This window comes from Thiosocius teredinicola (genome assembly GCF_002009425.1).
GTDB classification, from domain to species: Bacteria; Pseudomonadota; Gammaproteobacteria; order Chromatiales; family Chromatiaceae; genus Thiosocius; species Thiosocius teredinicola.
Genome location: NZ_CP019936.1, coordinates 3662803 through 3677656 on the forward strand (window position 1 = coordinate 3662803; position 14854 = coordinate 3677656).

General features: G+C 60.9%; 15 protein-coding genes. 5 read left to right on the forward strand and 10 right to left on the reverse strand.

Features of this window, described 5'->3' with window-relative positions:
* Positions 1 to 266: 266 nt before the first annotated feature.
* A complete protein-coding gene (locus B1781_RS17345; RefSeq protein WP_334223759.1) occupies positions 267 to 653 on the reverse strand; it encodes a hypothetical protein in 387 nt (128 codons plus the stop codon).
* A 201-nt stretch (positions 654 to 854) separates the two neighbouring features.
* On the opposite strand from B1781_RS17345, the gene mutS reads away from it, so the two are divergent.
* Positions 855 to 3410, forward strand: a complete 2556-nt coding sequence (gene mutS / locus B1781_RS17350; RefSeq protein ID WP_078120864.1) for a DNA mismatch repair protein MutS — start codon at positions 855 to 857, stop codon at positions 3408 to 3410.
* 29 nt (positions 3411 to 3439) lie between these two features.
* Complete coding sequence (gene fdxA, locus B1781_RS17355; protein WP_078120865.1) at positions 3440 to 3763, forward strand: ferredoxin FdxA; 324 nt, start codon at positions 3440 to 3442, stop codon at positions 3761 to 3763.
* 6 nt (positions 3764 to 3769) lie between these two features.
* Here fdxA and B1781_RS17360 read toward each other — a convergent pair whose 3' ends face one another.
* The 4 genes from B1781_RS17360 to xerD form a co-directional block, all read right to left on the reverse strand.
* Positions 3770 to 4531 (reverse strand): Stp1/IreP family PP2C-type Ser/Thr phosphatase, encoded by a 762-nt coding sequence (locus tag B1781_RS17360; RefSeq protein WP_078120866.1) that lies wholly within the window; start codon positions 4529 to 4531, stop codon positions 3770 to 3772.
* A 57-nt stretch (positions 4532 to 4588) separates the two neighbouring features.
* The gene (locus tag B1781_RS17365; RefSeq protein WP_078120867.1) at positions 4589 to 5326 is read right to left on the reverse strand and encodes a DsbC family protein; all 738 of its coding nucleotides are present in this window, start codon (positions 5324 to 5326) and stop codon (positions 4589 to 4591) included.
* A 2-nt stretch (positions 5327 to 5328) separates the two neighbouring features.
* Positions 5329 to 5811 carry a YajQ family cyclic di-GMP-binding protein gene (locus B1781_RS17370; protein WP_078120868.1) on the reverse strand — a complete coding sequence of 161 codons (483 nt, stop codon included), beginning with the start codon at positions 5809 to 5811 and terminating at the stop codon, positions 5329 to 5331.
* A 104-nt stretch (positions 5812 to 5915) separates the two neighbouring features.
* Complete coding sequence (gene xerD, locus B1781_RS17375; protein WP_334223760.1) at positions 5916 to 6839, reverse strand: site-specific tyrosine recombinase XerD; 924 nt, start codon at positions 6837 to 6839, stop codon at positions 5916 to 5918.
* A 112-nt stretch (positions 6840 to 6951) separates the two neighbouring features.
* On the opposite strand from xerD, the gene B1781_RS17380 reads away from it, so the two are divergent.
* The 3 genes from B1781_RS17380 (at position 6952) to B1781_RS17390 (ending at position 9074) form a co-directional block, all read left to right on the forward strand.
* Positions 6952 to 7287 (forward strand): YqcC family protein, encoded by a 336-nt coding sequence (locus tag B1781_RS17380; RefSeq protein WP_078120869.1) that lies wholly within the window; start codon positions 6952 to 6954, stop codon positions 7285 to 7287.
* A 276-nt stretch (positions 7288 to 7563) separates the two neighbouring features.
* Complete coding sequence (locus B1781_RS17385; protein ID WP_078120870.1) at positions 7564 to 8007, forward strand: YcgN family cysteine cluster protein; 444 nt, start codon at positions 7564 to 7566, stop codon at positions 8005 to 8007.
* Positions 8008 to 8039: 32 nt separating this feature from the next.
* Complete coding sequence (locus B1781_RS17390; RefSeq protein ID WP_164513441.1) at positions 8040 to 9074, forward strand: DUF3549 family protein; 1035 nt, start codon at positions 8040 to 8042, stop codon at positions 9072 to 9074.
* A 119-nt stretch (positions 9075 to 9193) separates the two neighbouring features.
* Here the strand turns inward: B1781_RS17390 and B1781_RS17395 are convergent, their stop codons facing one another.
* From B1781_RS17395 to soeB, 5 genes are all read right to left on the reverse strand, one after another.
* A complete protein-coding gene (locus B1781_RS17395) occupies positions 9194 to 10480 on the reverse strand; it encodes an OmpP1/FadL family transporter (protein ID WP_078120872.1) in 1287 nt (428 codons plus the stop codon).
* A gap of 86 nt (positions 10481 to 10566) precedes the next feature.
* The gene (trhP, locus tag B1781_RS17400; protein WP_078120873.1) at positions 10567 to 11865 is read right to left on the reverse strand and encodes a prephenate-dependent tRNA uridine(34) hydroxylase TrhP; all 1299 of its coding nucleotides are present in this window, start codon (positions 11863 to 11865) and stop codon (positions 10567 to 10569) included.
* Positions 11866 to 11983: 118 nt separating this feature from the next.
* Complete coding sequence (locus B1781_RS17405; RefSeq protein ID WP_078120874.1) at positions 11984 to 12976, reverse strand: TIGR00341 family protein; 993 nt, start codon at positions 12974 to 12976, stop codon at positions 11984 to 11986.
* A gap of 128 nt (positions 12977 to 13104) precedes the next feature.
* Positions 13105 to 14085 (reverse strand): dimethyl sulfoxide reductase anchor subunit family protein, encoded by a 981-nt coding sequence (locus B1781_RS17410; protein WP_078120875.1) that lies wholly within the window; start codon positions 14083 to 14085, stop codon positions 13105 to 13107.
* 33 nt (positions 14086 to 14118) lie between these two features.
* Entirely contained in the window at positions 14119 to 14841 is a 723-nt protein-coding gene (gene soeB / locus B1781_RS17415; RefSeq protein WP_078120876.1) for a sulfite dehydrogenase subunit SoeB, read from the reverse strand.
* Positions 14842 to 14854: the final 13 nt, after the last annotated feature.

Sequence of the window (14854 nt, forward strand, 5' to 3'; positions counted from 1 at the left end):
TGAGACCGCATATTTAACCGCTTCAACAGCTTGCCGTACAGAACATTCGATGGCTCGCCGGAACCATTTCACAGCCATGCGAAAAGTAAGCGGCTTGACATGATTTAAGTCAACATCAATGCAGTTTTCCCTTCCAACGCATGGCGTCACCCACAAGCGTCGCAGTTACATACAGTTAGCCGAATTACCTCAAGTGACGCCGGATGCTTCGGGCGGTTTTGCGGTATGTCAAGCATCGAATTGGTGAGGGACTCACCGCTGCATACCTAGCCTTGCGACGGCGCAGGATCGCTGCTGTCTGGCTGCCGCCATCTGCGGTTGAGTGCTGCCAGCTTATGCGCCACCTCCTGCGGCAAAGTATGTCCGTCCAACGCCTGCATAAAGTCGTCGACAACCTGCTCGATCAAGCCCTCGATCAGCGGCCAGTAGCGATCGACCTGCTCGCGGTCGGACTGGCGTTCGATATCCGACAATTCGGCGTACGGCGTGTTGATCTGGCGCTCCCAATGCTCGTAGAGGTCGAACGGCAGCACGACGCCAAGCGGCGAGCTCTGTGTTTGCATCTTGCTGTGGCAATACCTCTGCCAATGTGCCCAGCGTTGGTGTTCGATGTCTGCCAATTGCTCTTTGAGCTGTCGCTTGTGTTCGTTCATATGCTTCCCGGCTACCCTGCCTCGCCAAATTGTCTGACAGCGTCACACCGACCCTAACCCATCGCCGCCCGGGTAACGAAACGGCCGCGGAATCGGTTACGCTACGCACCTGCGTGATCCTCACGCTCGCTCGCAGCTAGCCCAAAGTTTCTGAAATCTCGTACCAGCCACGTGGAAAAACAAGTATCCAGCCATACACCCATGATGCGCCAGTATCTGGGTATCAAGGCAGAGCACCCCAATCGCCTGGTGTTCTACCGGATGGGCGATTTCTACGAACTGTTCTATGACGATGCCCGCCGTGCCGCGCGACTGCTCGACATCACCCTGACCCACCGCGGCAAGTCGGCCGGTGAGCCGATCCCGATGGCCGGTGTGCCGTTTCATGCGGCCGAGAGTTACCTCGCCAAGTTGGTCAGGCACGGCGAATCGGTGGCGATCTGCGAACAGATCGGCGACCCGGCGACCAGCAAGGGACCGGTCGAGCGCCAGGTGGTGCGCATCGTCACCCCAGGCACGGTCAGCGACGAAGCATTGATGGACGAACGCAGCGACAACCTGCTCGCCGCGCTGGTGATCGCTGACGGACGTTATGGCCTGGCTTGGCTCGACCTGACCGGCGGGCGGTTTCATGTGCAGGAACTCGCCACCGAAGAGGCGTTGGCGGGCGAACTCGAACGCCTGCGTCCGGCCGAGCTGCTGTTGTCCGAAGATCAGTCTCAGCCGAGCGCCTGGACACGCGAGAGCGGGATCACGCGCCGTCCACCCTGGCACTTCGATCACGACACCGCCGTCAGACTTCTCAACCAGCAGTTCGGCACCAAGGATCTCAGCGGCTTCGGTTGCCAAGAACTGACGCTGGCGATCAGCGCCGCAGGCGCACTGCTGCAGTATGTGGACGATACCCAACGCAGTGCGCTGCCGCATATCACGCGTCTGCAGGTCGACAATCACGACGACGCCATCATTATCGATGCGGCGACCCGGCGTAACCTGGAACTGGTCGATGCCGCATCGGGTAAGCGCCAGCACAGCCTGGCCGGCTTGCTCGACACCACGGCCACGCCGATGGGCGGCAGACTGTTGCGCCGCTGGATCAACCGCCCGCTGCGCAATCAATCAGCAGTACGCAAGCGGCATGCGACCATTGCCGGCCTGCTCGACCACCGCCAGGTCGACGAGTTGCAGGAGCTGTTGCGCAGCATCGGCGATATCGAACGCATCCTGGCGCGTGTTGCGCTGCGCAGTGCACGCCCGCGCGACCTGGCCGTGCTGCGCGATAGTCTCGGCACTCTGCCCACGTTGCAACAGCTACTGCAACACATCGACGAAGCCGGCATTCATCACCTTGCGCAGCAGATCGGCGAACACCCGGATACTTTCAGCCTGCTGCAACGCGCGATTATCGAAAACCCACCTGTGGTATTGCGCGACGGCGGCGTACTCGCGCGCGGCTACGACCAGGAGCTCGACGAGCTGCGCGATCTGTCGCAGAACGCCGATCAGTTTCTGGTCGACCTCGAACAACGCGAACGCGCACGCACCGGTATCGAGACGCTGAAGGTCAGTTACAACCGGGTGCATGGTTATTACATCGAGATCGGACGCAGCAAGTCAGACGCCGTGCCGGATGACTACATCCGCCGCCAGACCCTCAAGGGCACTGAGCGTTTCATCACGCCGGAACTCAAGGCCTTCGAAGACAAGGTGCTATCCGCGCGCGAGCGGGCCCTGCAACGCGAGAAGTTGCTCTACGAAGAACTGCTGACCACATTGGCCACGCCGCTGGCGGAACTTCAGCACAGCGCGGCACACATCGCCGAGCTCGATGTGTTGGCGTGTTTCGGTGAACGCGCACAACGCCTGGACCTGGCTCGCCCGACATTCCGCGATGCCCCCGGGTTGAATGTGCAGGCCGGTCGCCACCCGGTCGTCGAACAGGTCAGCGAGAACGCCTTCGTGGCCAACGACCTGGTGATGGACGAGCGGCGCAACATCCTGATCATCACCGGACCGAACATGGGCGGTAAATCAACCTTCATGCGGCAATCGGCACTGACCGTATTGATGGCCTATGCCGGGTGCTATGTGCCGGCGGCCGCAGCTGAGCTCGGGCCGTTTGACCGTATCTTTTCGCGCATCGGCGCCTCCGACGATCTGGCCGGCGGCCGCTCGACCTTCATGGTCGAGATGCAGGAAACGGCCAACATCCTGCACAACGCAACCGACCAGTCGTTGGTGCTTATGGACGAAATCGGCCGCGGCACCAGCACCTTCGACGGCCTGTCGCTGGCGTGGGCGTGCGCTGTGGAACTGGCTACGCGTATCCGAGCCTTTACCCTGTTCGCGACACACTACTTTGAATTGACAACGCTGCCTGACGAATACCCGGGCATCGTCAATGTGCATCTCGATGCGGTCGAACACGGCGACGGCATTGTCTTCCTGCATACGGTGCGCGATGGCCCGGCCAACCAAAGCTACGGCCTGCAAGTCGCTGCGCTGGCCGGTGTGCCGCGCAAGGTCATTGAGCTGGCGCGCAAGCGTCTGCGTGAACTGGAAAATGCCGCGCAGCGCCACGCACAGGCGGAATCCAATCAGTTATCGCTGTTTCAGCAGCCTGCAGCCGAAGCGGATGACGCACCGAGCGACGATGCGCTACGCCGACGCCTTGCGGAACTCGATCCGGATCAACTGACGCCGCGCGAAGCGCTCGATGCCCTTTACGAATTGCGTGCGATGCACGATCCTGAATAGGCAGGCAATCAACTACACGAGATACGTCTATGACCTACGTTGTCGGTGAAAACTGCATCAAGTGCAAATACACGGATTGCGTGGAGGTGTGCCCGGTCGATTGTTTCCACGAAGGGCCGAACTTTCTGGCGATCGATCCCGACGAGTGCATCGATTGTGCACTGTGTGAACCGGAGTGTCCGGCAAACGCGATTTTTGCCGAAGACGACGTGCCGGCTGACCAGCAGGACTTCATCGCGTTGAATGCCGACCTGTGCGCAAACTGGCCGGTGATCACGCAACGCAAAGACCCACCGCCGGACGCCGAAGACTGGGACGGCAAGACCGGCAAACGCGAGTTGCTCGAACGCTGACTGCGATCAGCGGGTGATGCTCGGCCGCGCCAGGAGCACGCTGACGTTGTCGTTACCGCCGGCCTCCAGCGCTGCATCGAGCAACGCCTGCGCCTGCTCATCGAGATTCCCGTTGGGGTCGCGCAGTATCCGCGCCATGGTGTTGTCGGAAATCATGCCGTGCAGGCCGTCGCTGCACACAAGGTAGGTGTCGCCAGGCTCGACCAGGGCATCGCGGACGTCGACATCCGCCTGGCGCTGCATGCCCAGGCTCCTGGTCAGCACGTTGTCTTTGACGCCCGCCTCGCGCGCCTCGCGACGGTTCATGAACACCCCATCGTCGATCATGCGCTGGATCAGCGAATGATCCCGGGTGAGACGGCGCATGCGCCCGAGGCGCACCCGGTAGAGGCGTGAATCGCCGATGTGGGCATAGTAGATGCGGTGGTCGCGAAACACGGCGGCCACCATGGTGGTACCCATGCCTTCGAACTCGGGTCGCTCGTCGCAGGCATCGAGCACGGCATGGTTGGCATGCTCCAGAGCCTGCCCTACGCGCAGCAAGGTCTCCATGCCGTCGGCACTGTCTTCGCGCTGTATCGGCAACAGGTCTTCGATCGCCGTGCGCACCGCGATGCGGCTGGCGACTTCGCCGGCGCGATGTCCGCCCATACCGTCGGCCAGCACCATAACGCCCAGATCGGAATCGACGCGAAAACTATCCTGGTTGCGTTTCCTCACCAGTCCCTTGTCACTGCGACAGGCCAATTCAATCGCATGAACCGCCATATGCGGGCGTGCACCTCATGACAGCAAGTGCGTCGAACAGACCTCTCGCAGCCTTGGTCAGCTGCCGGCCTGTGTGCCGCTCTCGTCGAGCGCACGACGCAGTTTATCCGCCGGGACGTAACCCGGCACCAACTCGCCGCTTTCCAACATCAAAGCAGGCGTTCCCTGAATACGCATCGACTGCCCCAGGGCGTGATGCGTGCTGACCGGATTGTCGCAGGTTTTGGCCTCGATCTCCTGACCGGCCTTCGCGGCATTCATCGCCGCTTTGCGGTCATCGGCGCACCACACCGAAACCGCCTTGTTGTAAGAGTCGCTGCCGATCCCCGCCCGTGGGTAGAAAAGGTAGCGGATACGGATGCCGGCGTCGTTGTAGCTGGCCATCTCCGAATGCAGCCTGCGGCAGAAGCCGCAGTCGATATCGGTGAACACGGTGACGGTGTGTTTGGCGTCCTCCGGCCCGTAGATGATCATCTGATCCTCGCTGATATTGCTCAACGCCGCCTTTTTCAGTTCGGTCAACCGCTTCTCGGTGATCTCGACACGCTGTTCGATGTCGATGATCTTGCCCTGCATCAGGTAACGTCCATCGCCCGTGATGTAGGCCAGTCGCGCACCGAAGGTCAACTCGTAGATGTTGTCCAGGGGCGTTTCCCTGATTTCGTCCGGCACCAGTCCGGGCAACAGCACCTTCAGTGAATTGCGAATCTTTTCCTGGGTTGCCGCATCCACTGCGGCCTGCGCCACCGCACTGAAAAACACGGCGATAACAACGGCAGTAACTCTCTTGATCATAGTCAGTCTCGAAAATTCGTGAATTGCAGCGGCAGGCCGTACTCACCCTTTTTCAGCAACGCGATCACCTCCTGGAGGTCGTCTCGCTTCTTGCCGGTCACCCGTACCTGCTCGCCCTGTATCTGCGCCTGCACCTTCAGCTTTGCAGCCTTGATGTCCTTGACGATCTTGCGCGCGGTATCGGTATCGATACCCTGCCTTATCGTGCCCGACTGGCGGGCACGATTATTTGCGGTTTCGACCTTGCCGATATCCAGGCAGCCGATGTCCACCGAGCGTTTGACCAGTTTGAGCTGCAAAATGTCCATCATCTGCTCGAGTTGGAATTCGCTCTGTGCGTTCAAGGTGACGCTGTCGCCGTCCAGGCTGTACTGGGCATCGCTGCCCTTGAAATCGAAACGGGTGCCCACCTCGCGGTTGGCCTGGTCCGTGGCATTACGGACCTCTTGCAGATCGACTTCCGAGACGGCGTCAAATGAAGGCATATCGGGGCTCCGTAAAAAACAGCCGCAAGGCTACCACAAGGCGCCGCCACTGTTGGGCGGGCTTGCCAGGCCGGCCGACATCGAAGGAAATCGACGGCATGCCGCTAACCGCGCGGATGGTGCTCGGCGTGCAGCGCCTGCAGGCGCTCGCGGGCCACGTGGGTGTAAATCTGTGTCGTCGACAAGGAACTGTGGCCCAACAACAGTTGCACAACGCGCAGATCGGCGCCGTGGTTGACCAGGTGCGTGGCAAAGGCGTGGCGCAGCGTGTGGGGCGACAGGGTTTGGCGGATGCCCGCGGTCAGGGCGTGTTTCTTGATGCGATACCAGAAGGCCTGGCGGGTCATGCCGTCGCCGCGCCGGGTCGGAAACAGGGCGTTGCACGGCCGGCCGTTCAACAGCTCGACGCGCGCACCTTTGATGAATCGCTCAATCCAGCTCACCGCCTCGTCGCCGAGCGGTACCAGGCGTTCTTTGCCGCCCTTGCCGATCACGCGCACCAGCCCCTGCGTCAGGCTGAGCTGGTCGGGGCGCAGACCGACCAGTTCGGAAACGCGCAGCCCGGTCGCATACAACACCTCGAGCATCGTGCGGTCACGCAGCCCTTCGGCCGTTTCCAGTTCCGGCGCCTCGAGCAATGCCTCCACTTCCGTCTCGCTCAACGACTTGGGTAACGGCCGCCCCAGCCTGGGCGCCTCGATCTGCGCCGTCGGATCGCCACCGATCAACTGCTCGCGCACGGCCCAATGAAAAAACTGGCGCAGCGCAGACAGGCGGCGCGCGCTGGTACGCGGCCGCACGCCGGCATCGACGCCGGCTGCCAGGTAGCCGAGCAGTTGGTCGCGCTTGGCCTGTAACATCGCCGTCGCCGCCTGCTCGTCGAGCCACATGGCGAAATGGCGAAGATCCGATTGGTAAGAATTCAAGGTATTGGCCGACAATCCGCGTTCCATCCACAAGGCGTCGCTGAAGCGCTCGATGATCCGGGCATCGGCGTCGCTGAGTTTTCGGTCGTGAGAAGAAGCCACTTTGCCCCGGTGTCCGCCATTGTGATGGGCGCCGCCTCGCTTGCCCCAGCTTGGGTGACATGCGGCGACGGCGGTGCAAGGATAACGCGTGGTGCGCGGAATGGGGGCGCGGATGCGCGACGAACTGAGAACGCTATTGACGCAATTGGAGACCGAGCTTCAGGCGCAACATCGTTGGGAGAGTGAGCCGCCGGATGCCGCCGCGCTGCAGAGCCGACAGCCATTCGCCGTCGACACGCTGAGTTTCGATCAATGGCTGCAGTGGTTATTCCTGCCGCGCATGCACGAGCTTTTGATGCGCCAACTGCCACTGCCGTGCGACTGCGCGATCAGGCCGATGGCGGAAGAGGTCTATCGTGCCGCCGACGCCGTTGGCAGTGACCGCATCATCGCCATCGTGAGTCAGATCGACAGCCTGCTGGGGACCGGCAGCACCCGCTCGAATTAACCGACGAGATACGACTTTATTTTTCCACATTGCCTGTGGAAAACTCTGTGAAGAACATGAAGAGAATGGCGTGCAGGCCGCATCCTGTCGTAGTGGTCATCAGATTGACCAAAAATTGACCAATTGCTTATTTTTCTTTTAAATTCATTTAGTTATAATGTCATTCTAATGTAACACTTGGCAAATATTCAGCAAATTACACCCGAATTCAGAGCACCGGAGCACCTGTGCATAATCAGTCACTTATTAACAGCGCGAATCGAGCGTTCAATCGAAATGTCAAGCCCTGATCTGCCATTCTGGAAAGAAAAAAAACTCGCCGAAATGAACCATAAGGAATGGGAATCTCTCTGCGACGGGTGCGCGAAATGCTGCCTGTACCGACTCGAGGATGAGGACACGCGAGAGATCTACTACACCAACGTGCACTGTCGCCTGCTGAATACCGAAACCGCCCGATGCACAGACTATCCACGTCGCTCGATTCGCGTACCTGACTGCATCACGATCACCCCCGAGATTCTGCACGACCCGTATTGGCTGCCGCGCACCTGTGCCTACCGCTTGCTCGCCGAGGGCAAAGACCTGCCGCGATGGCACCCGTTGATCACCGGCACCCCGGACAGTGTGGTGCGCGCCGGACAACGGGTGTGTCATCGAACCGTGTGCGAAGACGATGCCGACGCGCTGGAAAACCATCTTGTCGATTGGATCGATTAGGCCAAAACCGAACTACCCCAGGAACCGCCACCGTGGCCGACTCGCTGACTCTATTGGAACTGCTCGAACAATCCGGCGCCGACGTGCACGTCTACGATCTGGGCAGGCGGGTCGGACCGCTGGCGCGCGAACAATTCCTGGCCTTTGAACAGGCGACGCAACCTTACCCACAGCCGATGCAACGCAAAGCCTGGTTCGCCCTAGTCCAGAACGCTGCAGGGCAGGCAAGCGAACCGGTTATCTGGTTTCTGCGGCTGTCTCTCGACGAACAGGGCCTGCTCGTGCAGGCCGAACGCGACTACCTGCTCAATCGGCTGCTTGAGTCTGCCAAGGCGCAGTCGGCGGGAGCCGACGCCCAGGGTTTCCTGCAAGACAACCCCTATGCCTTTACGCCGCGTGATGATCGCATGGCGCTGTTCCATGCCTGTTTGAGCCGGGACCTCGGCCTGCCGCCGTCGCGCTTCTACGAACACGCATTGGCCTACTTCCGCGGTGAACCCGGGTGGGATCAATGGGGTTTCGTTGGCTATCAGGGCATTGCCGATGTCGCCTGCCGACATGCCGATTCACCGCTGAGCGAGGCACTGCCCCATCTGCCGCCGGAACCGCTGGTCGCCTTGTGCCACAACCTCGAGAGTCAGTGCCTCAGCGAGACTTTGAGCGCCGCCCTGCTCGCACGCCTGCAGCGAGCCATGCAAGATGAGCCACGTGACCCGGCATTGATCGCAGCGCTGATCCGCGGATTGGCCGGCGGCCTGGCGCACGCCGAGGTGCGGCAAATGCTCGGGGGCGTTCTCGGCGACCCGGCCAATACGGATATCGAACTGTTGGCAGCTGTCTCTGGCCGCGCCTGGGAACTGCTCGGCGACAAGACCTATCTGCGCGACTACCTCGAACGACTGGTAGACAATGAGCATGGTCAGGCCGCCTTCAACCAATGCGTCAGCGACCTGCTGAGCCTGCCCACGCTGGCCGGAACGGTGCGCGAGCAATTCCGCGACCCGAGCCTGTCACACCGCGTGCGCGAAGCATTCGGCAACCTGACCGGGCAAACGCAAACCACCTGATCGGCCGATGCGTTAGACCAACCCGTCCCGCGAGCCCCGTGCTTTGGGCTCGGCCGCATACCCATCGCACACGAACACCGGGCCCTGTGCGATGGGTGCGTAGCGAAGAGAGTGCTGCGTCAGAACAACCAGGCCCAGCTTACTTCGAGTTCATGCTGGTCCATCTCGACACTACCTGTCTGCGGCCCGGTGAAGTTCGGGTTTTGTCCGTCGATCTTTTCCTTGAAGGCACGCGTGTAGGCCACCGATACGGCGCTTGAACGATCGATCTGGTAGGTCATACCCAGGCTGGCGTGAGTACGGATGGTGGCCGGCGCAAGTACGTTGAACAAGGCTTCGCCGTTATCGAACATCTGGTCGGCATGGCTGATGCCAGCACGCAGGGTCAGCTTCGGGCTGTACGCCCATTGCACACCCACTTTGATGATATCGACATTGTTCCAACCGAAGCCCAGACCGTCGTCGGAACCCAGCAGGGTCGTTGGCGTAATCGGCGTATCGTTGGGATTACCCAGCGACTTGACCGTGTTGTAAAAGATGCGCTGCCAGTCGGCGACGACGATCACATCCGGCCTCACCTTATAGCTGAGACCCACCGTAACAGTCGGCGGCACATCGAAATCGCCCTCTTCGGCAAACAGCCCCGAATAGTCGTCGAACTCGGTCATGTACAGACGCGACTGCGCCGAGGCACCGATCGACAGGCGGTCGGTGAACTGTCCCAGCCAGCCGACACGAACGCCGTATCCCCAGGAATAGTCATAACCGTTGTTGGTCACATTCGTCGGGTCGATCGACAGCCCCTGGAAGGGCTCGAGCCCCTTGGCGCGAAAGCGCTGTGCGGCGACGATCGGCATGATGCCGATGGAGTGACGCTCGTTCAGCTTGCGGGCATACGGCACACCCAAGAACAACTGTGCGAAGTTGACGCCGGTCGATGACGTGGCGGTGCCGGCCGGATTGTTGAAATTGCGCCAGATATCTTCTTCGTAGTCGGTATTCATGCCACCGTTGGCGCCGACCAGGATGCCGATGCTGCTGACATCGTCGAGCCGCTTGTTCCAACCGAAATGCGGAATCAGGAACAGGTCGCTTTCGCTCTCGTAGCTGCCCGGCGGCACGCTCGGCGGTGGCGGCGGCGACGCGGCATTGTCGTCGGCGGTGAACCCGCGGTTGGGATTGAACAGTGCAAATCCGAGGTCGATGCGGTCGCCGACCAGCACCATGCCGGCGGGGTTGGTCGCGCCGGCCATCGCGTCTTGAGGCAAGGCTACACCGGCGCCGGCAAGACCCTTGTTGGTCGTACCAAACCCCGTCGGTGAATAGCCGTTGGTAGCGTGTACGCAGGTAGTTGCGGAAAGCAACGCCGCGCACAGCAAGCGTTGCACAGTTGTCCTGTGGTTCAAAGTGTCTCCTCCTAATAAACCGTTACGATTCGCGCATCGACGACTTGCCGTGCGCGCATTTTTTGTTGTGTTCGGTATTTTTGCTGTTATTTCATCAGGCGGGTCAACAAGGCCATCTCGTTGACCTCTGCCGGTAGCGGGGCCTGCACCTGCCAGCCACCGCCGGGCGCTTCTTCGAGCGGTTTCCCATCTTTATCAAACAATCGTTCCAAACGGAACCGGCGATTGCCGCTGGGCGACACCAGTTCCATCTCGTCGCCGACTCGGAACTTGTTCTTCACCTCCAGACGGGTCAGGCCGCTTTCAACGTCGGTCGACGAAATCTCGGCCACGAACTGCGAGCGCGTACTGCTCGATGCCCCCTGGCGGTAGCTCTGCAATTCATGGGATTCGTGGCGCTGGAAGAAGCCGTCGGTATATCCACGATTGGCGAGATGTTCCAGCTCATGCAACAACGTCGGATCAAACGGTCGACCCGCAACCGCATCGTCGATCGCACGCCGGTATACCTGTGTTGTACGCGCCGTGTAGTAGTGCGACTTGGTCCGCCCTTCGATCTTCAGACAATCGACACCGATCTCGGCCAGCCGATGCACATGCTCGACGGCACGCAGATCGCGCGAGTTCATGATGTAGGTGCCGTGTTCGTCTTCGAAGATCGGCATGAACTCACCCGGGCGTTCGCGCTCCTCGAGGTAATACACCTCGTCGGCCTTCGGATGGCGTTTGATCTCGCTGACCGGGATCTCGGCAACCGCATCGAGATCTTCGCGGGCGATCTTGTAATCCCAGCGGCACGAATTGGTACAGGTGCCCTGGTTGGCGTCACGATGATTGAAGTAGCCGGATAGCAGACAGCGCCCCGAATAGGCGATGCACAAGGCACCGTGCACGAACACCTCGATTTCCATGTCCGGGCAGGCCTGGCGAATCTCCGCCACCTCGTCCAACGATAACTCGCGCGACAGGATGACGCGTGACAGGCCGACCGATTGCCAGAACTTCACGCCGGCCGAATTCACTGTGTTGGCTTGTACAGAGAGATGAACGGGCATATCTGGCCAGCGTTCGCGCACAAGCATGATCAGACCCGGGTCTGCCATGATCAGTGCGTCCGGCCCCATCTCGACGACCGGCTCGATGTCGGCAAGAAAGGTCTTCAGCTTGGCGCCGTGCGGCATGACGTTGGTTGCGACGAAGAACTGGCGACCCTGCCGGTGCGCCTCGTCGATGCCGGTGCGCAGGTTGTCTTCGAGAAAATCGTTGTTGCGCACCCGCAGGCTGTACCTCGGCATACCCGCATACACCGCATCGGCCCCATAGGCGAATGCGTAGCGCATGTTGCGCAGGGTTCCGGCGGGGGCCAACAATTCGGGTGTTTTCATCGGGTGCGTATCGATCGACGACAGGCCGGTGATTATGTCTCAGATTCGGCCGCTGCGCTGCGGTTGCACACCAAAGCTCACAACAAACAGGGAAAAGCCCGGCGATGCCGGCGCCGGCCTAGCCGATCGGGCCGTGACGCGAATACACGGTGATCAGCACCATGATCAGCAAGGCAATCCAGAACGCGATCGAGACCGCCGTCGACTGGCGCGCCTTCTGCTGCTCGTACCAGGTTCGCGGGCGGACGCCCTTGGCGAGAAACACCAGCTTGGCCGCGACGATCACGCAGATGACGTTGACCGCGAGCAGCATTGTGGCACCGGCGGCAAGTTGAAAGAAACCGGCACCGACCAGCAGTCCCATGGTCGCGGCCGGCGGCAGCAGAGCGACCGCAACCATCACCCCGACCAGCGCCGACGACAAGCCCGTGGTCAATGACAGCACCGCCGCCGCACCGGCGGCCAAAGCCAGCACCGCGCCGTCGAGACCGACGTTGGTGCGGGCGACGATCTCGGTGCTGGCCATCAGCATCTCACCGCGCGCGATATCCACCGGCCAGGCAAAGCCGATCAATACCGACAGACCGAATGCGACGCCGAGTCCGACCGCGGCAGCCTTGAGCGCCTGAGCCGTCAGCTTGCTGTCGCCGAGCGTCGAACCGAACGACAGCGCAATGATAGGGCCGAGCAATGGCGCTATCACCATGGCGCCGATCACGACGGCCACGTTGTCTTCGATCAGGCCGATGGCCGCGACCACGGTCGACAGCACGGTCAGCAGCAGAAAGTTGCCGTCGATGCGACCGCCCTTGCTGATCTGGTTGTAGAGTTCTTCGCGGGTCGCCGCGGCGCTGGGTGTCGCGTCGGGATCGTGCGGCAGCACGGCGTCAACCGACAACACCACGATGCGGGCGTTCTCGGCGGCACCGAGAATGTTCTGCACCGCATCGATCACCGTCTGGCGGATATCGTCGCTGACCAACATGCGGAACGAACGTCGACCGTCGTCCGCGGGCGCACCCCACCAGTAGTCGGTGATCTCGTGTTGGTCGGCGATACCGGCGAGGGTCGCTGTGTTGCCTTCGTCGGCAATGATCTCGATCAGACGCATTCGTCCCCTTCCCGTGTCGTCAACTGCTCGGCTCGGGGGATTGTAACGTCAGGCGGATGGGAATAGGTCGCGCCCTGTCATGGCGACGGAAAAAAGGCGGTCCGAAGACCGCCTTTTTTCAGCATCGGTCAGGCGACCGATTGGTAATAGAGGTTCTGCGGATGCTTGGCCTCGGCGAAGAAATACCAACGCTCGGCCATCAGGCCGACATACTGCGCGGCGAAGGCCAACAACGGCAGGTAGGCCGATTCCATCAGGTTGGCCATCGCCAGCAGCACGACCGGCACCATGAACACCATTACCGCAAAGAACAGCTTGACCATGGTCAGCGTGCCGCCGCTGGCGCCGTGGAAGAACTCGCGCGTATTGAACGAGCCGCCCATGAAACCCATCGACTTCTGGCGGATCGTGGTGTGACGTATACCGATGGCGCTGCGCAGCGTCGACTTATGCTTGATGCGCGAATTGCGGTACATCGAAAAACCGCGTGTGATTGCCGCCAAGATCGTGAAGATGACCGCCCAGGTGCCGTAAAACACGACCAGGCCAACGCCAGTCCACGCCGAGAACGCAGCCGCCAAGGTGAAGCCCGACGCCAGACCGAACAGGATGAAGTTGGCGACGGTCAGCGGCGTGTGCCATTCCTGCAGGAAGCGCAGGCTCGCATAGATCATCGCGGTGCAGACGAACAAGATAACCGCCATCAACACGCCAAGCACGCCCAGCACCAGTGTCGCGTCAACCGGCAGTTGGCCTTTGATCACGATCCAAGGCTGGGTCCAGCCGAAGTAGTGGCTGATGCCGTAGAGCGCGACCAGGCCCATGAACGCCGGCAGCGCGATGACTTCACGCGACAGCCACGAGGTACGCCACTTGCTCGCCGCGCGCCACGCACGCTCGGGGTGCCCGAGGTGGAAGAACGAGGCGAACAACCCGAGCACGAGCAACGCCAGCGACAACAGGCTGCCGGTCGCGTAGAACGACACGCTGTCCTGCGGTGCCAACAGGTTCAACATCGAATAGAACTGACCGGTGACCAGCGCCATGAACAGGCCCTGGCCCGCGCCGATCAAGGTGGTTAGAAAGATTACCGAAAATGCCGGATGCATCTGAATTCTCCAGTTTCCACAAGGCGGCGCGACTTAGAACGCGACGTCGTCCAGGGTTTCGCCTTCTGCCGCCGGCAGCGGGGCTTCTTTCTTCAGCGGGTTGTCCGCGCGCTCCAGTTCGTCGTCGAAGATCTGGATGCGGGTCTTGCGCCGCGGCAGGTAGTGATTCGCCGGTTGCGTACCCCACTCGGGCATCAGCTGGTAGCCGCCGTTCTCACGGATCGCCATCGAGACCTCGGAATCCGGATCGTGCACATCGCCGAACAGACGTGCACTGGTCGGGCACGACAACACGCACGCCGGGCGACGCTCTTTCTCGGGCAACGACTGATCGGTGATGCGGTCGATGCACAAGGTGCACTTCTTCATCACCTTCTGCTGCTCGTCGATCTCGCGCACGCCGTAGGGGCACGCCCACGAGCAATACTTACAACCGATGCACTTGTCGTAGTCGACCAGCACTACACCGTTGTCTTCTCGCTTGTACGATGCCCCCGTCGGGCAAACCGGTACGCAAGGCGGCTCTTCGCAATGCAGGCAACTCTTTGGGAAGTGCACGGTTTCGGTGTTGGGATACTCACCAACCTCGAACATCTGTACGCGGTTGAAGAAAGTACCGGTGGGATCGGCGTCGTATGGACGCTGGTCGACCATCGTGCCGGCCCAGCCGGAGGTATTCCATTCTTTGCAGGACATCACGCAGGCGTGGCAACCCACGCAGACGTTCAGATCGATAACTAATGCTAGTTGGGTCATTTTATTACTACCT